General features: G+C 33.7%; 23 protein-coding genes. 11 read left to right on the top strand and 12 right to left on the bottom strand.

Annotation, left to right across the window (positions count from 1 at the left end):
- Window positions 1–21: 21 nt before the first annotated feature.
- On the top strand, window positions 22–642 hold the full coding sequence (locus tag RB618_RS06665) for a hypothetical protein (RefSeq protein ID WP_308068042.1): 621 nt from the start codon (window positions 22–24) through the stop codon (window positions 640–642).
- A gap of 25 nt (window positions 643–667) precedes the next feature.
- Here RB618_RS06665 and RB618_RS06660 read toward each other — a convergent pair whose 3' ends face one another.
- Window positions 668–1,501: an AraC family transcriptional regulator gene (locus RB618_RS06660; protein ID WP_308068041.1), complete on the bottom strand. Its 834-nt coding sequence runs from the start codon at window positions 1,499–1,501 to the stop codon at window positions 668–670.
- 95 nt (window positions 1,502–1,596) lie between these two features.
- Here RB618_RS06660 and RB618_RS06655 point away from each other — a divergent pair, with 95 nt between their 5' ends.
- The 6 genes from RB618_RS06655 to RB618_RS06630 all read left to right on the top strand — a co-directional run bounded on the left by RB618_RS06655 (window position 1,597) and on the right by RB618_RS06630 (window position 8,508).
- On the top strand, window positions 1,597–2,157 hold the full coding sequence (locus RB618_RS06655) for a short chain dehydrogenase (RefSeq protein WP_308068040.1): 561 nt from the start codon (window positions 1,597–1,599) through the stop codon (window positions 2,155–2,157).
- A gap of 11 nt (window positions 2,158–2,168) precedes the next feature.
- Window positions 2,169–2,654, top strand: a complete 486-nt coding sequence (locus RB618_RS06650) for a lipocalin-like domain-containing protein (protein ID WP_308068039.1) — start codon at window positions 2,169–2,171, stop codon at window positions 2,652–2,654.
- Window positions 2,655–2,770: 116 nt separating this feature from the next.
- Entirely contained in the window at window positions 2,771–4,414 is a 1,644-nt protein-coding gene (gene pgi / locus RB618_RS06645; RefSeq protein WP_308068038.1) for a glucose-6-phosphate isomerase, read from the top strand.
- A 332-nt stretch (window positions 4,415–4,746) separates the two neighbouring features.
- The gene (locus tag RB618_RS06640; protein ID WP_308068037.1) at window positions 4,747–7,401 is read left to right on the top strand and encodes a TonB-dependent receptor domain-containing protein; all 2,655 of its coding nucleotides are present in this window, start codon (window positions 4,747–4,749) and stop codon (window positions 7,399–7,401) included.
- A gap of 107 nt (window positions 7,402–7,508) precedes the next feature.
- The gene (locus tag RB618_RS06635; protein WP_308068036.1) at window positions 7,509–7,931 is read left to right on the top strand and encodes a hypothetical protein; all 423 of its coding nucleotides are present in this window, start codon (window positions 7,509–7,511) and stop codon (window positions 7,929–7,931) included.
- 88 nt (window positions 7,932–8,019) lie between these two features.
- Window positions 8,020–8,508 (top strand): septal ring lytic transglycosylase RlpA family protein, encoded by a 489-nt coding sequence (locus tag RB618_RS06630; protein WP_111425232.1) that lies wholly within the window; start codon window positions 8,020–8,022, stop codon window positions 8,506–8,508.
- 33 nt (window positions 8,509–8,541) lie between these two features.
- Here the strand turns inward: RB618_RS06630 and RB618_RS06625 are convergent, their stop codons facing one another.
- On the bottom strand, window positions 8,542–8,997 hold the full coding sequence (locus RB618_RS06625) for a DinB family protein (RefSeq protein ID WP_308068035.1): 456 nt from the start codon (window positions 8,995–8,997) through the stop codon (window positions 8,542–8,544).
- A gap of 80 nt (window positions 8,998–9,077) precedes the next feature.
- On the opposite strand from RB618_RS06625, the gene RB618_RS06620 reads away from it, so the two are divergent.
- The 4 genes from RB618_RS06620 (at window position 9,078) to nadD (ending at window position 11,739) form a co-directional block, all read left to right on the top strand.
- On the top strand, window positions 9,078–9,425 hold the full coding sequence (locus tag RB618_RS06620) for an ArsC/Spx/MgsR family protein (RefSeq protein WP_308068034.1): 348 nt from the start codon (window positions 9,078–9,080) through the stop codon (window positions 9,423–9,425).
- Between the two features lie 95 nt (window positions 9,426–9,520).
- The gene (locus tag RB618_RS06615; RefSeq protein ID WP_201999430.1) at window positions 9,521–10,381 is read left to right on the top strand and encodes a YicC/YloC family endoribonuclease; all 861 of its coding nucleotides are present in this window, start codon (window positions 9,521–9,523) and stop codon (window positions 10,379–10,381) included.
- Between the two features lie 95 nt (window positions 10,382–10,476).
- Window positions 10,477–11,049 carry a guanylate kinase gene (gmk, locus tag RB618_RS06610; RefSeq protein WP_111377540.1) on the top strand — a complete coding sequence of 191 codons (573 nt, stop codon included), beginning with the start codon at window positions 10,477–10,479 and terminating at the stop codon, window positions 11,047–11,049.
- A 108-nt stretch (window positions 11,050–11,157) separates the two neighbouring features.
- A complete protein-coding gene (gene nadD / locus RB618_RS06605) occupies window positions 11,158–11,739 on the top strand; it encodes a nicotinate (nicotinamide) nucleotide adenylyltransferase (protein WP_308068033.1) in 582 nt (193 codons plus the stop codon).
- A 228-nt stretch (window positions 11,740–11,967) separates the two neighbouring features.
- On the opposite strand, the gene RB618_RS06600 is transcribed toward nadD, so the two are convergent.
- The 10 genes from RB618_RS06600 to RB618_RS06555 all read right to left on the bottom strand — a co-directional run bounded on the left by RB618_RS06600 (window position 11,968) and on the right by RB618_RS06555 (window position 19,339).
- Window positions 11,968–13,437 (bottom strand): nicotinate phosphoribosyltransferase, encoded by a 1,470-nt coding sequence (locus tag RB618_RS06600; RefSeq protein ID WP_308068032.1) that lies wholly within the window; start codon window positions 13,435–13,437, stop codon window positions 11,968–11,970.
- On the bottom strand, window positions 13,434–13,895 hold the full coding sequence (locus RB618_RS06595) for a nucleoside 2-deoxyribosyltransferase domain-containing protein (RefSeq protein ID WP_308068031.1): 462 nt from the start codon (window positions 13,893–13,895) through the stop codon (window positions 13,434–13,436). The genes RB618_RS06600 and RB618_RS06595 overlap by 4 nt, the downstream gene beginning before the upstream one ends.
- A 2-nt stretch (window positions 13,896–13,897) precedes the next feature.
- Window positions 13,898–14,629 carry a metallophosphoesterase family protein gene (locus RB618_RS06590; protein WP_308068030.1) on the bottom strand — a complete coding sequence of 244 codons (732 nt, stop codon included), beginning with the start codon at window positions 14,627–14,629 and terminating at the stop codon, window positions 13,898–13,900.
- 2 nt (window positions 14,630–14,631) lie between these two features.
- A complete protein-coding gene (locus RB618_RS06585; RefSeq protein ID WP_308068029.1) occupies window positions 14,632–15,471 on the bottom strand; it encodes an ADP-ribosylglycohydrolase family protein in 840 nt (279 codons plus the stop codon).
- A 19-nt stretch (window positions 15,472–15,490) separates the two neighbouring features.
- Entirely contained in the window at window positions 15,491–16,039 is a 549-nt protein-coding gene (locus RB618_RS06580; RefSeq protein WP_111377546.1) for an RNA 2'-phosphotransferase, read from the bottom strand.
- 46 nt (window positions 16,040–16,085) lie between these two features.
- Window positions 16,086–16,592, bottom strand: a complete 507-nt coding sequence (locus tag RB618_RS06575) for an O-acetyl-ADP-ribose deacetylase (RefSeq protein WP_308068028.1) — start codon at window positions 16,590–16,592, stop codon at window positions 16,086–16,088.
- A 10-nt stretch (window positions 16,593–16,602) separates the two neighbouring features.
- The gene (locus tag RB618_RS06570; protein ID WP_308068027.1) at window positions 16,603–17,130 is read right to left on the bottom strand and encodes an NADAR family protein; all 528 of its coding nucleotides are present in this window, start codon (window positions 17,128–17,130) and stop codon (window positions 16,603–16,605) included.
- A gap of 129 nt (window positions 17,131–17,259) precedes the next feature.
- A complete protein-coding gene (gene prs / locus RB618_RS06565) occupies window positions 17,260–18,093 on the bottom strand; it encodes a ribose-phosphate diphosphokinase (protein ID WP_308068026.1) in 834 nt (277 codons plus the stop codon).
- 74 nt (window positions 18,094–18,167) lie between these two features.
- Window positions 18,168–18,860, bottom strand: a complete 693-nt coding sequence (locus tag RB618_RS06560) for an NUDIX domain-containing protein (RefSeq protein WP_308068025.1) — start codon at window positions 18,858–18,860, stop codon at window positions 18,168–18,170.
- Window positions 18,861–18,970: 110 nt separating this feature from the next.
- Window positions 18,971–19,339: a PKD domain-containing protein gene (locus RB618_RS06555; RefSeq protein ID WP_308068024.1), complete on the bottom strand. Its 369-nt coding sequence runs from the start codon at window positions 19,337–19,339 to the stop codon at window positions 18,971–18,973.
- Window positions 19,340–19,349 lie beyond the last annotated feature (10 nt).

Here is a 19,349-nt window from a genome sequence, read left to right as displayed (position 1 = left end):
TATTCTATACTATTGAAAACCATGAAAAACGAACGCCTCAAAACCATTTACCATGAAACTTTTTCTGGTTTAAAACTATTCTACAGAGACACAAATCTTCCTGAAAGTTTCATTTTAAATTATAAAGTCGGACAGATTATTCAAGAAAAAGGATTTACCGACATGAGTTCGATTGGTGGAGGGCTTTCGGGAAATTTGAGATATTTAATTGCAAGCGCGCATGCCAAAGATTTGTCAAAGTTCAATCCTGATTCAGCAAAAATTGGACATTTTCTTTTAGACTCAATCGCCTATTTTAAAGTATTGGACATTCAGAAAATCGGTGATAAAACACAAATCTTTCTTTTAAATATTCCTGACAATTCGATTTCACTTTTCAAAAATTCAACGTCAAATTTAGAAGAAGAAATTATAGAAAAAGCTCAAAAACGCTTTCGCGAAAAAATCGATACTGATTTAATTCCGGAATTACAGACCGAAAATTGGAAAGAAAGAACAAAATCTCCACTCGGAATGAGTGATAATGGCGAACTTTTTTTTGATGATTCTAAAATTAAAACTGAATCTCCAAAAAGAATTGATGTCGATGTTTCGAAGAAAATCATAGAGATTAATAAAAAACCTTGGTGGAAATTTTGGTAATTAAACCTCTTAATTACTAGGAATATTATTTTCTAAATTCCGAAGGATTCATTCCCTTATGTTTTTTAAAGACTTTGTTTAAATGGCTTTCGTCAGAAAAATTTAATTCATCTGCAATTTCATTAATTCGCATATCGCTGTTCAAAAGTCTGGCTTCAATTAATCTCAATTTATAGTTTGCAATATATTCTTGCAGTGTTTCACCCGTTTGCTTTTTAAAATATTTACCTAAATAATTAAGCGCGATATTGAAATGTTCGCTTATTTTTTCTGATTTCAACTCTTTTGGATTGTAAATATTCTCTTGAATATAATGTAGAATTTCAAGAACCATTTCTCCAGTTGTTTCTTTAATTTTCTTTGGGAGTTTCAAAGCAATGTTTCTCGCAACAATTGTAATAATTGTATTTACAATCTGCTCAATAATCTTTTGATGATAAATCTGCTGATTGTTTTGCTCACTGATTATGTTGTCAATTAATGAAGCAATTAAAGGTTTATCAATTTGATTTTTCAAAATGCAACCTGGACGATGACTTGCATTTTGAAGAATATACTCCATTCGCAAAACGGCCTCAGATTGCCCATTTTGAGAACCTGCTTTTACGTAATATTCATTAAATCGAAGAAAGAAGAATTTTGTTGGTGTTACAATTTCAAATGAATGCACATCTTGCGGCGTCACCAAAAATAGATTTCCGTTTCGATATTGAAACTTATTGTCATTAATAACTTGAATTCCTGTTCCATCAACAATATAAATCAATTCAAAGAAATTGTTTTTCCGAATTGTTTTCGGAAACTGCTCCAATTCTTTAAAATCAACTTCAAAAGGAAGATATAAATTCTTGTTTGTCATTATGTAAAAATACAATTTTAGTACCAATAAGTACAATTTTAAGCGAATGCTAACCTCTTAATTTTGTTTCAGATAACAAACTAAAAATCTGCAAAATGAAAATACTTTTAATTGGCGCAAATGGAGAAATTGGCAAAATACTGCATCCTGCTTTTGCAAAAAATCATGAAATAATTTCGGCTGGAAGAAACAGCGGAGATTTCAGAATCGACTTATCAGATTCAAATTCGATTGAAAAATTATTTAAAGAAGTTAAAAACATTGATGCTTGCATTTGTGTTGCGGGCGATTGCTACACAGGTGATTTACTTTCGCTTGACGAAAAAAAACTAAATATCGGCATTCAGAACAAATTGCTTGGACAAGTTAATCTGGTTTTAATTGGACAAAAATACTTAAACGATAACGGATCAATTACACTCACTTCTGGAAAAATGGGCGATAAACCTGTCAAAAACAATGCAAGTAAAGCTATTGTAAATGGCGGAATCAACAGTTTTGTTCTGACGGCTTCGCTGGAATTGGAAAGAGGAATCAGAATAAATGTTATCAGTCCAGCAAAAGTTGCTGATATCCCGACTGAAAATTTAATAAATGCTTATGCGAAAAGTATTGAAGAAACTATAAATGGAGAAATTATTAAAGTAAACTATTAAATTTTTAAAAGATGAAAAACGCAATTTTGATTCTACTGCTTTTGATTTTAAATTCAATTCACGCACAAAAAAAATCTGAATTTTCAGGTTCATGGACTTTGGTTTCGGTTGAAAACACAAATTCTGACGGGACAAAAAGTCTTCCATACGATGCAAATCCGAAAGGCTTTTTGTTCTTTGATGAAAAAGGAAACTATGCGGTTCAGATTTATAAAGATAAAAGGGCAAAAATTGCATCTGGAGATAAAAACAAATGTACGCCCGAAGAAAACGCTGCAATTGTACAAGGAAGCAATTCGCATTTTGGTGCATATGAAATTGACGAAACAAATAAGACTATAACTTTTATAATAAAAACGGCATCGTTTCCAAATTGGGAAGGAACAATTCAAAAGAGATTATACACTTTTGCGAACAACGAACTTAAATATGCGGTGACCAATACTACGCAAGGAGGTAAATCGGTAACAGCAGAAGTTGTCTGGAAAAAGTTATGACTTACATTCATAAAACGTTTTCGTAACTAATTGTTATATAATTGCAAACCGCTCCCCTTTTAAAAGTTATTTCAGTATTTTTGTGTTTCAGAAAACAAACTCAATTATAGATAAAAATGGCTTTAAACACAACAAACCCAACTGGGACTGAAGCGTGGAAAAATCTACAAAACCACTATAACGCAATTCACGAAACCACAATACAAGAATTGTTTCAACAAGATAGTGCACGTGCAGAAAAATTCAATTTACAATGGAATGATTTTTTAGTAGATTATTCAAAAAATAATATTAGTCAGGAAACGGTTTCTCTTTTATTAGAATTAGCAAACTCAATCGGACTGAAAGATGCAATTGCTCAATATTTTGGAGGAGAATTAATCAATCAGACAGAAAACCGTGCAGTTTTACATACAGCATTGCGCGCACCAGAATCGGCTGTGATTAATGTTGACGGAGAAAATGTAATTCCTGAAGTTTACGAAGTAAAAAATAAGATCAAAAACTTTACTCAAGAAGTAATTTCTGGGCAAAGAAAAGGATATACCGGAAAAGCTTTTACTGATATCGTAAATATCGGAATTGGTGGTTCTGACCTTGGTCCAGTAATGGCGGTTGAAGCTTTACAATTTTACAAAAATCACCTAAACACGCATTTCGTTTCGAATGTTGACGGTGACCACGTAAATGAAGTTATCAAAAAACTAAATCCTGAAACGACACTTTTCGTGATTGTTTCTAAAACTTTTACTACTCAAGAAACGCTTTCGAATTCAGAAACTATAAAAGAATGGTTCTTGAAATCGGCTTCTCAAGAAGACATTGCAAAACACTTCGTAGCGGTTTCTACAAACATTAAAAATGTAACAGAATTCGGAATTAATCCAGACAACGTTTTCCCAATGTGGGATTGGGTTGGCGGAAGATTTTCTCTTTGGAGTGCCGTTGGTTTAAGCATTGCTTTGGCTGTTGGATTTGACAATTATAATGATTTATTAAATGGCGCCTATGAAATGGATCAACATTTCAAATCGGCAGAATTTGATGAAAACATTCCCGTTATTTTAGCTTTGTTAAGTGTTTGGTACAATAATTTTTATGGTGCTGAGAGCGAAGCTCTGATTCCGTACACGCAATATTTACACAAACTTGCTCCTTATTTACAACAAGCTTTTATGGAAAGCAATGGAAAAAGTGTCGGTCGTGATGGAAAACCTGTTAACTATCAAACTGGAACAATCATTTGGGGAGAACCAGGAACAAACTCACAACATGCTTTCTTCCAATTAATTCACCAAGGAACAAAAAGAATCCCAACAGATTTTGTGGGATTTGTAAAACCTCTTTATGGTAACGAAGATCACCATAATAAATTAATGTCTAACTTCTTTGCTCAGACTGAAGCTTTAATGAATGGAAAAACAGAAGCACAAGTTCAGGCGGAGTTTGACAAACAAGGACTTTCTGCTGACAAAGCATCTTACTTAAGACCGTTTAAAGTTTTTACAGGAAACAAACCAACGAATACTATTTTGATTCAAAAACTTACACCAAAAAGCTTAGGATCATTAATTGCATTATACGAACACAAAATTTTCGTTCAAGGTGTTATCTGGAATATTTTTAGCTTTGATCAATGGGGAGTTGAGTTAGGCAAACAATTGGCAAATTCTATTTTAGACGAGATCAATTCTAAAACTGTTAAGAATCATGATAGCTCGACTTCATTTTTGCTAAACCACTTCTTAAAGAATAAATAAGAGGCAAAAATTAAAAATTTCGTAACATACTGAAACGCCTTAATTTAATCGAAATTAAGGCGTTTTTTCGTATAAAACATCGATAAAAAACATAAAAAAACGGTCAATTTGCACGTTTTCGCTTACAACATAGTTCAAATTATTGCATTTTTAACAAAAAAGACTATTTAAAATTTAATAAATCGATATTTTTTTTACACAAAAGGGAAAAATTCATTTTAATGCGCAGCACAAAAGACAAAACTTCTTTTTCTTAACATTTCGATAACATTATCTGAGTTATTTGTTATAATTTTGCCAAAAACAATAAACTCAATAACAAAATGAAGAAAATGAAAAATTGGTTACTGACTGGACTATTTTTTATGATAGTTTCGACCGTATTTTCTCAAGGAAAAGTTACTGGTAAAATTACCGACGGAACAGGAGGTTTACCAGGAGCAAATGTGGTGATCAAAGGATCTACTACAGCAACTTCAACAGATTTTGATGGTAAATTTACACTTACTTCAACATCAAGCACAGGAGAGATTGTAATCTCTTTTTTAGGTTATGACAACCAAACTGTAAAATTTACAGTAACAAATGGAGGAACTACAGATTTAGGGACTATCGCATTAGTTTCTAACTCTAACGAATTAGGAGAAATCGTTGTAATGGGTAAGGGAATCATCGACTTAGCCAAAGACAGAAAGACTCCAATCGCAGTTTCAACAATTAAGGCTGCCGATATCCAAGCAAAAATTGGTACTGCAGACGTTACTCAGACAATGGTTAACACACCATCTGTTTACGTTGCGGGACAAGCTGGAGGATATGGAGATTCAAGAGTTAACGTTCGTGGATTTGCTCAAGACAACACGGCTTTCTTATTGAATGGACAGCCAATTAACGGAATGGAAGACGGAAAAATGTACTGGTCTAACTGGTCTGGTATGTCTGACATCGCTAATGCAATTCAAATTCAAAGAGGTTTAGGTTCTTCTAAACTAGCAATTTCTTCTGTTGGAGGTACTGTAAACTTCATCACAAGAGCTACTGAAAAACAAGAAGGTGGTTTTGTATCTTTAGGTGTTGCTAACGATAATTATTTTAAAACTACTGCTGCTTACAACACAGGTGTTAGCAAAAGTGGATGGGGAACTAGCGTTATGCTTTCTCACTGGCAAGGTGACGGTTACAATGATGGAACTAGAGGTGAAGGACAAACTTACTTCGTTTCTGTTGGTTATAAAGCAAATGACAAACACAGTTTCAACTTCTTGTTAACTGGTGCTCCACAATGGCACGATCAAAACTTTACAAAATCTATTGACAGTTATTTAAAATACGGAAGAAAATATAACAATAACTGGGGAACTCAAAACGGAGAATATAAATCTGAGAGAACTAACTATTACCACAAACCAGTTGCTAACTTAAACTGGGATTTTGATATCAGCGATAAAACACAACTTTCTACTGTATTATACGGATCTTGGGGAAGAGGTGGAGGAACTGGAAGCTATGGTACTAAGCCAGCTACTCCTGCTGGAGGTCAAATTAATTTTGATGGTATTGCTACAAGCAACCAAGCTATCGTTGATGGTAAAGGAAACGCTGATGGTAGAAGTACAAATGGTGCTTACGTAATCAGATCAAGTGTTAATAACCACGCTTGGTATGGATTGGTATCTAACTTAAAAAACCAACTTACTGAAAATTTAGCATTAAATGTTGGTCTTGATTTAAGAACTTACAAAGGAACACACTTCAGACAAGTTTCTGACTTCATGGGATTATCAAGCTGGACAGATACAAGAAATCTTAAAGATGGTAATAGTAACCCAAGCGGTACAATGAAAAGTAACTATGTTACTGAATCTGGAAGAGCTCTACCTTGGCCAGCAACTTTCAATACAATTGCTGAAGACCAAAGAATTGATTATGACTATGGAGAAACAATTTCTTACGGAGGTGTATTTAGCCAATTAGAATATTCTAATGATAATTTCTCTGCATTCTTCCAAGGGTCTCTTTCTAATCAATCACACCAAAGAGAAGATAGATTTGATTATTTACCACAAAATCAAAAGTCTGAAAAAGTTAACAACGTAGGATACAATGTTAAAGGAGGAACTAGCTATAAATTTGCTGAAAACCATACTGTTTATGCAAACGCTGGTTACTACAATCGTCAACCTTACCACGATAACATCTATTTGAACTTTACAAATGCAGTAAACCCATTAACAGAAAACGAAAAAATATTTGGTCTTGAGGCTGGATATACTTTCTCTTCAAAAATATTCTCTGCAAGCTTAAATGCTTATAGAACATCTTGGAAAGACAGAGTTACAACAACATCTACTACTGCTACAGCAGCTGATGTTGCTAAATACCCATCTTTACAATTAGGAGACGTAATTTACAAAACTAATGAAGGTGTAGAACAAGTACACACTGGTCTTGAGCTTGATTTTACTGCAAAACCAATGCAAAATCTTAGTTTAACAGGATTCTTTTCTCTTGGAGACTGGCAATACAAAGGTGAGGTAGTCACTACAACTAGAGATGAAAGTTTATCTACTTTAGACCAAGTAAAACAAGATGTTGATGGTGGAAAAGTTGGAGATGCTGCTCAAGTTACTTACGGCTTAGGTTTTAGATACGAATTTGTTAAAAATCTTTCAATCGATTCTGACTGGAGATATTACGACAAATTATTTTCAAACGTTGGTGCTGTAAAAAACAACTTAGAGTTACCAAGCTACGATTTAGTTGATGCAGGTATCTCATACAAATTGTTTATCGGTAAAGGAAACCATGATTCAATCGGTTTCAGAGTTAACGTAAACAACGTATTTGATGAGGTTTATTTATCTGAATTAACAACTGCTACTGCTACAACGGCAACTTCAAACAACTACAAAGGAATCAATGTTGCAAATACTGGTTTCTTTGGTTTAGGAAGAACTTGGAACTTTAGTTTACGTTACAACTTCTAATATTTAGATTCTAAATAAATAATAAAAACGGCATTGACTTTTAAGTTTAATGCCGTTTTTTTATAGCCTTTTTTGCTATATTTGTTTTTAAACAAAAAACACCCCTTATGTATAATTTTCTACAAAAATTTCACTCTGGCTGGGCATACTTAGCATTGCTTCTTCTGCTGGTTGCAGTTGTTAACGCAATTATCGGAGTAACATCAAAAAAAGAATTTACAGCTAAAGATCGTAAAATCGCTTTATTTGCTTTAATTGGCACACACACTCAATTATTGATTGGTTTAATCTTATATTTTGTTTCTCCACTTGGAAAAGATGCTTTTGGACAAATGTCTAATGCTGCATTAAGATTAACATCATTAGAGCATCCTCTAATTAACATTATTGCTATCATCCTAATTACTATTGGATGGTCTAAACATAAAAAACTAGTTAATAGTGAAGCTAAATTTAAAACCTTTGCTATTTTTTACACATTAGGATTATTGCTTATTTTGAGCAGAATTCCTTGGAACCTTTGGTTCTAAAACACCAATTAAAGCCCTCCTACAGGGCTTTTTTTATCTCGGCATATTATTTGTACAAACTCCCCCCAAGTCTGAAAAAGAATAACCCATGAGAAATAAAAAAAACATTTTATTCGCCACAATCGCTTTAACCTTAATTAGCGGCTTTACGTATGTTATAAGCCAAACCAAACCTACAACAGAACCTAAAATTATTCAAGATACTGTTAAAAATGTAAAACCGACTATTATCCCTTTACCGGATTCTGTCTTTACAGACAAAGGTTTAAAACTTAGACCATACAAAAAAAACGCTCACGCTTCCTACTATGCTGATCGTTTTAATGGAAAAAGAACCGCTAACGGAAGCCGATTCAACAACAACAGCTATACTGCAGCTCACAAAAAACTTCCTTTTGGAACGAGAGTAAAAGTAACCAATGAAGCCAATGGCAAATTTGTCATAGTAAAAATTACAGATCGCGGTCCGTTTGTAAAAACCCGCGAAATCGATTTGTCTAAAAGAGCTTTTATGGACATTACAAAAAGCAAAGGTGCCGGAGCAATGAAGGTTACCATCGAAACCATAATAGAATAAAAAAAATCCCGCTTTGTGAAGCGGGATTTTTTTTTAAACCAATTTTCTTATTGCCATTGCAACTCCAGAATGAAGCCCTTCATGATAATTATTAAAATCTAAGGCTCCCTGAACATGACGAAGCGTAAAACCTATACTTGTCGTATATTCATGGTAATCAACAAATAGACCGCTTTCAAAATCATTTTTCGTTTTTTCTAAAGTTGTAGAAAGCAATGTTCTAATCTCATCAACCTCAGCTTGAGAAACATCTCCTTCTGGTTTGGTTCCTTTTCTGTATTTATTGATAAAATCTTCAGAAACCATTGTTGGAAGACCTGATAATTTATAAACTAAAAGCTGTTGCGAGGAAATACAATGGCCTATATTCCAAATGATATTATTGCTAAAACCATCTGGAACTTTGTTTAATTGTTCTAATGAATGACTATCTAAGATTTTCAAAAGAATTTCTCTAATTGTTTTCTGTACATCAAAAACTGAACTCATAATTTTATTTTTTTTTCTAAAATTAGTCATTTTTACGCTTCAAATGGATTTTCTTTGCATTCTAACAAATTGATAAAAATATGAACAAAATATATTACTTAGCGTCATGCGATACTTGTCGAAAAATCATTAAAAGCCTTCCAGAAAACAATCTCGTTTTTCAAGATATTAGGCAAGAACCTATTACAGAAGAGCAACTAGAAGAAATGTATAAGCTTTCTGGAAGCTACGAAGCGTTATTCAGTAAAAAAGCGCAATTGTACAAATCAATGGGATTAAAAGAAAAATCTTTGACTGAAGCTGATTTTAAAAAATACATTTTAGAACATTATACTTTCTTAAGTCGTCCAGTTTTTATTATCGACGGAAAAATCTACATCGGTAACAGCCAAAAAAATGTCGCTGAAGTTATAAATGCATTAACGTAAGAATAACCGCAAATTTTGATCTATAAAACTGATTCACAATTTACAACACAAGGCATCAAACTTTTAATTATCTTTGCGCCTTTATACTCAATTATATGATACAATCTATGACAGGGTTTGGCAAAGCTTCTTTGCAATTGCCTACAAAGAAAATTACCGTTGAAGTAAAATCTCTAAACAGTAAAGGTTTAGATCTGAATGTAAGAATGCCATCAGTTTACCGCGAAATGGAACTTGGTTTACGAACTCTTATTTCGACTAAACTGGAAAGAGGAAAAATTGATTTTGCGATCTATGTAGAAAGTACCGCAGAACAAACTTCTACTAAAGTAAATGTCCCTGTTGTAAAATATTATATCGCACAGTTAAAAGAGGTAAATCCTGACGCAGATGAAACTGAATTGATGAAAATGGCTGTTCGTATGCCAGATACCTTAAAAACAGAACGCGAAGAAATTGATGAAGATGATTGGGATCAAATTCAGGTCATTATAGACGAAGCACTTCAAAATATTTTAAATTTCCGTAAAGACGAAGGTGAATCTCTTGAAAAAGAATTCAATTTACGAATTGGAAATATTCGCCAGTTCATGAACGATACACTGGCACTTGATCCAGAACGCGTACAAGCAATTAAAGATCGTTTGCAGACTGCAATTTCTGAATTACAGGTTAATGTTGACGAAAACCGTTTTGAACAAGAATTAATCTATTATTTAGAGAAATTGGATATCACGGAAGAAAAGGTACGTTTAGGAAATCATTTAGACTACTTTATAGAAACCTTAAACGGTTCCGAAGCTAATGGAAGAAAACTTGGTTTCATTACTCAGGAAATGGGACGCGAAATCAATACAATGGGCTCTAAATCAAATCATGCTCAAATGCAAAAATTGGTCGTAATGATGAAGGATGAATTGGAGAAGATTAAGGAGCAAGTTTTGAATGTTTTGTAAACGCTATTAGCTTTAAGCAGTAGGCTATAGGCAACAAAGTACCGCACAAATATTAAAGCTTAAAGCATATTGCTTAAAGCCTAAAGCATAAACTAATGAACAAAGGAAAATTAATTGTTTTTTCGGCACCCTCAGGCTCAGGAAAAACAACTATCGTAAAGCATTTACTTGGGAAAGAAGATTTAAACTTAGAATTTTCAATCTCTGCAGCTTCACGCGACCCGCGCGGAGAAGAAGTCCACGGAAAAGATTATTATTTTATTTCGCTGGAACAATTCAAAAAACACATTAAAGCAGAAGAATTCCTAGAATGGGAAGAAGTGTATCGCGATAACTTCTACGGAACTTTAAAAGCAGAAATAGAAAGAATCTGGGCTATGGGAAAAAACGTAATTTTTGATATTGATGTTGCCGGTGGTCTACGTATTAAACATAAATTTCCAGAACAAACTTTAGCCGTTTTCGTAAAACCGCCAAGTGTTGACGAATTAAAACGTAGATTAAAACAGCGTTCTACAGAGAGCGAAGATAAAATCAATATGCGTATTGCAAAAGCTTCGGTTGAATTGGCAACTGCTCCACAATTTGATACCATTATCAAAAACTACGATTTAGATACTGCTAAAGAAGAAGCATATCAATTAGTAAAAGAGTTCGTAAACAAGTAATTTTATTACGCAAAGATTCACAAAGACAAACACGAAGATTCGCAAAAGGTTTTTTAAACTTTGCGAATCTTTGTGCTATCTTAGCGACTCTCTGTGAAACCACAAAAAATGAAAGTAGGTCTATATTTCGGAACATACAATCCTATACACGTTGGTCATTTGATCATAGCCAATCACATGGCCGAGTTTGCAGATTTAGATCAGATTTGGATGGTCGTTACGCCTCATAATCCGTTAAAAAAGAAAGCAACTTTATTAGACGACCAACAGCGCCTGCAAATGGTTTATCTGGCAACAGAAGATTATCCGAAGATAAAACCATCGGATATTGAGTTTAAATTACCTCAACCAAGCTATACAGTAGTCACACTAGCACATTTACAAGAAAAATATCCAACTCATGAGTTTTCATTAATTATGGGCGAAGACAATTTGAAAACGCTTCATAAATGGAGAAACTACGAAGTGATTCTAGAAAATCATGATATTTATGTGTATCCAAGAATTTCTGACGAACCTGAAAACGTAGAGTTAAAATCGCATCCAAAAATTCATGTAATCGATGCGCCGATTGTAGAAATCTCTTCGACTTTTATTAGAAACAGCATTAAAGAAGGTAAAAATATTCAGCCATTACTTCCTCCTAAGGTTTGGGAATATATTGATCATAATAATTTTTATAAGAAATAAAACATTCCATGGGAATGTCTGCTTGGTAGAATTTAATTTGAATTACGATTATACGTTCCATAGGAACGTATGATAATGGGCCGGATATATTATTTTCTATAAAAAACAGGTGTCCCTATGGGACACAACGCAAAACGATATTCTTTTTTTTCTACCAATGAGATATTCCTACGGAATATGATTAAAGCAAAAAAGCCTGAACTTACATTCAGGCTTTTGTTTTTATAATTAAGCTTCTATACTCACTTCACTTTTTACTCTAGTTCTGATTTCACTCAGCGATTGATCAACTAAAAGTTTTCCATCTCTGAAAACTTCTTTCAATTCACCTTGTTTTTCTTCTTCCCAAGAAACATTATCAGTTAAATGATACTTACCGTCGATTAGATCAATTTTCATCAATCCTTTAGCAGATTTTTTCGTTCCATCATCTGTAATTGGATCTTTGAAGATCGCTCTTCCTTCTCCGTTTACTTCTCCATAAGTTGCTTTCATTGCAAATCCGAAAGTATCTCTGGTATTGTATTGATAGGTGAAAGAACCTATTCCAAGCACCACATTAGTAGAAGCAAAACCTTTTTCTTTTAATCTTTCGCAAATTTGAGTAGCTCTTGCTACAGTAATACTATCTCCGTAAATGGCTCCAATTTGCGGAACCAATTCTTTAAATCCTTTTCCGTTTGTTGTTCCGCCAAAAACATCCCAAAGCAATTCGATAACACCTTTTTTCTCCTGTTCTGTTTTTCCGTTTGGATTTCCGCAGATAATATCAACTGGGTCACCACTGTCAGGACGAATTACAACTTTACCTTCTCTTGAAACAATTTCTTCTTTTAATCTTGGAAGATAATCCGTTAAAACTTTCCATAAATCCCAAGTGTCAGACACGATAGAAACAATTCCTTTTGGATAAACTTCTGTAATTAATCTTTTGAAAGTTTCGTATTCGCCTTCTGTAGTTCCCATGCACATTACAGAATGTTCTGTAGCGGCAACAGAACCCGCAACTAATTCTTGATCTGAGTTGGCATTGTAATATTCTTCTAAGAAATCTATTGCTGGAATAGTATCAGAACCTGTGAAGTTTAATAAATGCCCCGCAGCAGAAGTTACAGCAGCTTCGATTCCGCCCATTCCTCTCATTGAGAAATCGTGCGCTTGCCAATCTACAAATTCTGGAACAGATGAAGTCTGATCTGCATATTTATCTAAAACCTTTCTATACTCTTTTGCAATTGTTGCTGAATTGCAAGGAAGCCAAATTACAGCAGAAAGCAAAGTTTCGAAATAATTGGTCAGCCAGAAAAATTCTGGAATAGTATTGTACATCGTGAACATTGGCACTCTCAACGGAACACTTGCTCCTTCTGGCAATGCTTTAAAAACCATCGGAATATATCCTAAATCGTGTAAATCTTCGATATGTTTAGTTCCGACTTGATTTTCGCCTAGATAATTATTGATTCTGCGAGCGTATTTGGCAACAACTTCTTCTTTTGATTTTTTAAAGAAATACTCTTCAAAGTCATGAATAATATATTTTTTGATAAAATACTGTAATCCGAAAAACACAACTTCATCAACTTCTTCTAATCTAGATTTACGAGGAGTCCAGTTAGAATATACTAATGTTGTTCCGTCTGGATATTGTCTTCTGTGGTCAACTTTGTAACCGTCGGTTAATAATAGTGGGTTCATATATTTTTATTTAATAAATTTTGAATTAACTCTTCTAATGTTTTAAATTGTTGTACCGAATATCTTTCGCAAACAATATCAATATTGCCTTTTCGCCAGAAATTCTCTTCAACAACTACTTTCATTTTATTCGATTGCGCATAAAGTCCAAACTCCAGCAACGATATTGGCGACATTGTATTTTCTGCAAAATACATGATAACAATATCTGCTTTTTCAAGTGCATCAAGTTCCCAATTTACCTGTTCCTTAAAATGAATATTTTCTATGGTTTGTGACCAGCTGTTATCCCATTCATTTCTTCTTGGATTAAAAACAACATATTGATCTTGCAGCAATTCTTCGCATTTTTTCTGCCAATCAACCGCTTTATCCATCTCTATAGAGCCTGCTAAGAAAATGGTTTTTAAATCAATTTGCAAGGGAATTTCTTCCGGCGCTTTATAAATTTTCTTCATGACTATTTATTTCTTCCTTTTTCGTTTGGATAAAATATTTGCACAACATCACTTTGCCAAAAGACTTTTGTTTCAACATCCAAACAAGTTAATTTACCATAAAAACCAGCTCCAGTATCAATATTCCAAACATTGCAACCTTGTATCGGAATTTCGACATCATAATGAAGAGTTGGCGTGTGGCCGATATAAATTTCATTAAAAAGCAATAATCGCTTTGGATAAGAAAGTGAATCTTTTTGGATTCTTTTATCCATCGTCAAAGCCATTTCCCAAAGTGTTCTGTCCCAGGAATAATTGGTTTTGTAATGCTCTTTTTCTGGACCATGCATAGATGAAAAACCGGCGTGAATAAACAAATTATTGTTTTCGTCTATAAAGTAATCTTTCATTCCGTTGAAGAATTCAAGATGCTTTTCTTTTTTTGAAAGCTCAATATCAGCATAACTTTCTATAGTCGATTTTCCTCCGTGCAGAAACCAAATGTCGTTTATAACCTCATCTTCTAACCATTCTTGACACCAGGCATCATGATTCCCTTTTATAAAAACACATTCCTGCTTTTGAGATAAATCAATAAGAAAATCGATTAACTGTTTAGATTCGCTCCAGCCATCAACATAATCTCCCAGAAAAACAAATCGATCATTTTCTGAAAAATCTGTTCTTTCCAATAACTGAATTAAAGCTTTTAATCCGCCATGAATATCTCCAAAAACTAAAGTTCTTTTCATGATTAACTAAACTTGTTATTCAGAGCTACATCCAGTTTTATTAGAAAATCTTTTCCGAATTTATCGTTCTCTAATTCTTCGTAAAGAAATGATGGCAATGTCTTCTCACAGTTTTGCTTCTGACTTAAAATTGCCATAGACAATGCTGCAACTGTATCAGTATCTCCGCCGTAACTTATTCCTGTTTTAAGGCAATCTTTCATCGAAACCGCTTCAGAAACCATTTTAATTACGGCTTGTGTCGTTGGATATCCATGCATATCAATTGGAGAAGTAATTCTGTAGTTTTCATTCTCTTTTAAAGTCTCGTTCAAAAAATTTATCAGAGTAGATCCATCGCCAAGATTATACTTAAAATAATGAACTGCCAACGCAATACGTTTAGCACAGCTTATTCCTTCAACCGTATTATGCGAAGTTTTCGCCTGAATCTCACAGAACTCGAGTATTTGTTTGATATCTCTTAAATGTCCAATTGAATACGCTCTCATTGCAGAACCATTTCCGCTGCTTCCGTTGTCGATTATTTTGATAAAATCGGAACCATTTTTACTGGCATCTAAAGCATTGTAAACACGGTCTGAATAACCACGTCTTTTATCTCTATGAAATACCTCAACAAACTTATCTGCAACTTTAATCTCGTTCCAATTATCATCTTCTAAAAGCAATTCTGAAATCGCAATTGCCATTTGAGTATCATCAGTATATTTTTTGTAAATCTCTGTATACATTCCGTGTTTATCATACTGAGTCAGATTGTTGTTTTTAGAAATAAAATCTAAATCTCTAAATTCAAAACCCGCACCGTATGCATCGCCTATTGCTGCTTCTAAAATCATAATTGTTGTTTTTGATTATTTAAGATTTAAATTCGATATACTTTGCTGGAACCTCATCTGTCAACCAAACATTGTTTTCAGACAAATAAAATTTAAATCCGTCTCTGTACATGGCGCCGCTTCTAACGGTTAAAATTTGCGGAACTCCTCTTCTACTTCCCACTTTTGTTGCGGTTTCTTTGTCTTTGGAAAGATGCACATGCTGACGGTTCATTTTTTTCAAACCTTCTTTCTGAATACTTTCCATAAATTTTCCAACGGTTCCGTGATACAGATATTCTGAAGGTTCTGTTTCGGCTAAATTCAATTCAACCGAAATCGAATGCCCCTGACTTGCACGGATTCTAGTTTTATCTTCGTTATAAGCGAAACGCTTTTTATCGTTATTTTCTACTACGTAATCTAAAAGTTCGGCATCGAGACGATTCCCTTTTTTAGTACATTTTTCTATCAATTCATTGACATCTGCCCAACCGTTTTCGTCTAATTTTAATCCGATTTTTTCTGGCGAATGTCTGAGCACCAAACTTAAAAATTTGCTGACGCTCTTTGCTATATTTTCATTCATTTTAATATTTTTTTTCTACTACCTATGAAATGTTCCGATGGAACATCTACAAAAGGCTTTTGTAAATCTTGTAATTTTCATCATCGAAACAGACAAATATTACCTTTTCTATTTCATTTGATTTATCGAAATCCTTTATTGTTCTTATTGCGATTTCTGCGGCTTTATCTTTTGGAAAATGATAAATTCCAGTACTTATATTCGGAAAAGCAATAGATTTAATTCCATTTTGAATGGCTAGATTCAAACTATTCGTATAGCAATCAGCTAATAACTTAGATTTTTCTCCTTTATCTCCATTCCAAACTGGCCCAACAGTATGAATAACATATTTAGAAGACAGATTTCCTGCAGTTGTAATTACCGCTTCACCTGTTTTGCATCCTCCCTGCTTATTTCTAATTTGGACACATTCCTCTAAAATTGCTTTTCCTCCTTTTCTGTGAATCGCTCCGTCAACGCCACCACCACCTAACAAGGAAGTATTTGCTGCATTAACAATCGCATCAACTTCAATTTCTGTTATGTCCGCTTTAAGAAGTTCAATTTTCATTTTCCAAGTTTTATCTCAATTCATCCCTAACTTCCATCAAAGCAAAACCTAAAAGATTCAAACCTTTCCACTTCTCAGGATTTAGCGCCTCTGTATGATCGCTTGCCATTCCGATTCCCCAAATTGGATCTACAGGACTTGCTTCTACAATCACCTTGTCATTTGTGCTTAAAAGAAAGGTTTTCAAATCTTTATTTTGATCGAATTTGTAAAAGTTCCCTTCTTTTACGATTTCAAATCGGTTTTCTAACCAGATTTTATCATCGTAGTTTCTCACTTTACGGCCTAATTTTTTAGCTTCAGCAGGTGAATTGCATTTTATGATTTTTTCTAAAATTTCCTGATCCTTAAACAATTCAGCCTTTTTTGCCATCATCCAATGTTCGGCTGTTTTGTAAGTCACTCCATTAACTTCAAAAGAACTTAACCACCATTGGCTGAAACAGGTTTTGGTAATCATTCCGTCTTTGCTTGGCTGATGTCCCCAGAAAAGTAAAAATTTACTTTCTGGAGCTATAGTATCTATATTGTATTTCATTTTGTTAGTTTTTTTGTTTCAAGTTTAAAGTTTCAGATTTTTCAATGGACTTGAAGACTGTTTTTAACTTGAAACAGTTAGCAGATTTTTTTCGTTTCAGGTTTACGCTACACAGAGAACTTGAAACATTTAAACTAATTGATCCAATCCAATTACTTGAACGCTTTCGCCTTCGAAATCTTTAAAAGAATTCGTTGTAAAAATGCCATCAAAGCAGTTTAAAACTTCAAAACCTTTATTAAAAATTCCGTGGCTTACTGCTAAGTATAATTTTCCAGCATTTTTCTTTTTTAATTCTTCAGCTAATCCTACGAAAGTTCCTCCTCCATCACAGATATCATCAACAATTAAACAATCCATTCCTTGCAAATCCTCATTATAAACTTTAAATCCAGATAATTTTCCCGTTTTTACATCACGGCTTTTACTGCATTCTACGACCTCAACACCGCCTAAAAACTCAGAAACTTTGTAGATTTTTTTCAAAGCGCCACCATCTGGAGAAATCAATTTTACGTTTTCACCAATTCTATTCAAAACTTCTTTTATAAAAGTGTAATTCGGAATTACAGTACTATTATTCAACAAAGCTGGAGTAACTTCAGAGTGCGCATCAAAAACAAAAACTTTGTTCAATTGCATCGCGTTAATTATATCAGCATACACTTTTACAGATAGCGGTTCGCCAGGAATCATAACACGGTCTTGTCTCGCAGCTGGAAAGTACGGAATAAAAAGATCGATAATCTTCACATCCATTCTGCGTAACGCATCAACTGTAACGCACAACAAACCTAAATCGTTGAATGAATTTAATCTATGCGTAATGGTTACTTTTCTATTTGCATCAAAATCTGGTGCGATTTTGATGTGTGGTTCTCCTCCAGAGAAAGTAAAACTTTGAAATTTAATTTCTTCCTGATTTTGAAATGGAGCGAATTTTGGGTCGAGATTTAGTATCATAGTTTTTTAGTTTGCGTTAATTATACGCAAATGTAGAATTTAATTTTAAATAAACAATTTATTTTGTGTAAAAATTACGCAAACTTTATTTCGAAGTGAAAACCATTCTTAATTAACTTATTATATTTCAAATTGTTAAACTTAAAAAGTTTTGCTGGGCGACCTGTTTTAATAGGTGAGAATTTTTCGGTTTCTTCCAAAATACCGTAACTCAGTATTTTCTTTCTGAAATTTCTACGGTCAATCTCTTTCTCTAAAATAGTGCAGTAAAGGTTCTCAAGATCAGAAAACAAGAATTCTTCTGGAAGCAGATCGAAACCAATTGGTTCGTACGTCAATTTGGCTTTAAGCCTTTCTATACCTTTTTCTAAGATTAAATTATGGTCAAATGCCAAAGCGGGAATTTCATCTATTTTAAACCACTTTACCCTTTCCGCATCTGTATCTGCTTTAATTTCTAAGTTTGAAGCATCAACCAAAGCGTAATACGCGACCGAAATAACACGATTTCTAGAATCTCTATAAATATCATCTCCAAAAGTGTACAATTGTTCCATAAAAGTTAATTGCACATTCGTTTCTTCATGCAATTCACGAATTACAGCGTCACTTAAAGATTCATCATTCTGAACCAAACCTCCAGGCAATGCCCAATATTTGTCTGCCGAACCAAATTTTTGCTCAATCAATAACACATACAAACCATTGTTCTTGTATCCAAAAACAATTGCATCTACAGCAATTCTAATATTTTGTAATTTTTCCATAATCCTCAATCCTATCAAACAAATATAACGAATGAGGACCAACTTTGTAATCTATGCTTGCGCAATAAATTACAAAGTTGGTCCTCATTACTATTTTTACAAGCGGTATTTTAGTTCACCGTTACACTTTTCTTTGGGCTAACAGTACAACTTCCACCATCTTTTTTTAGCGTTACATCTGCTTTAACTTCAAAAGTTCCGGCAGCACTATAAGTATGCGATACCGCTCCTGTCGAAGTATTTATGGTTTCTGTTTTTCCGTCACCAAAAGTCCATTTTACAGAAGCTACAGTATTGCTTCCACTGTATTGTATGGAGTAATTAATTGTTTTCGAATTTGTTCCATCTGCCGAATGCTTTAATTCTGTTAATATTGAGTCTCCAAAACAATCTACAATTGCTTCATCATCACTTTTACTGCAAGAAATAATTGCAAAAAACAGCATAGGAAACATCAAAATAGGCATAATCTTTTTCATAATCGGAAAT

Source organism: Flavobacterium sp. LHD-85 (assembly GCF_030929595.1).
Classification (GTDB): Bacteria; Bacteroidota; Bacteroidia; order Flavobacteriales; family Flavobacteriaceae; genus Flavobacterium.
This window is presented reverse-complemented; position numbering and strand designations above follow the sequence as displayed.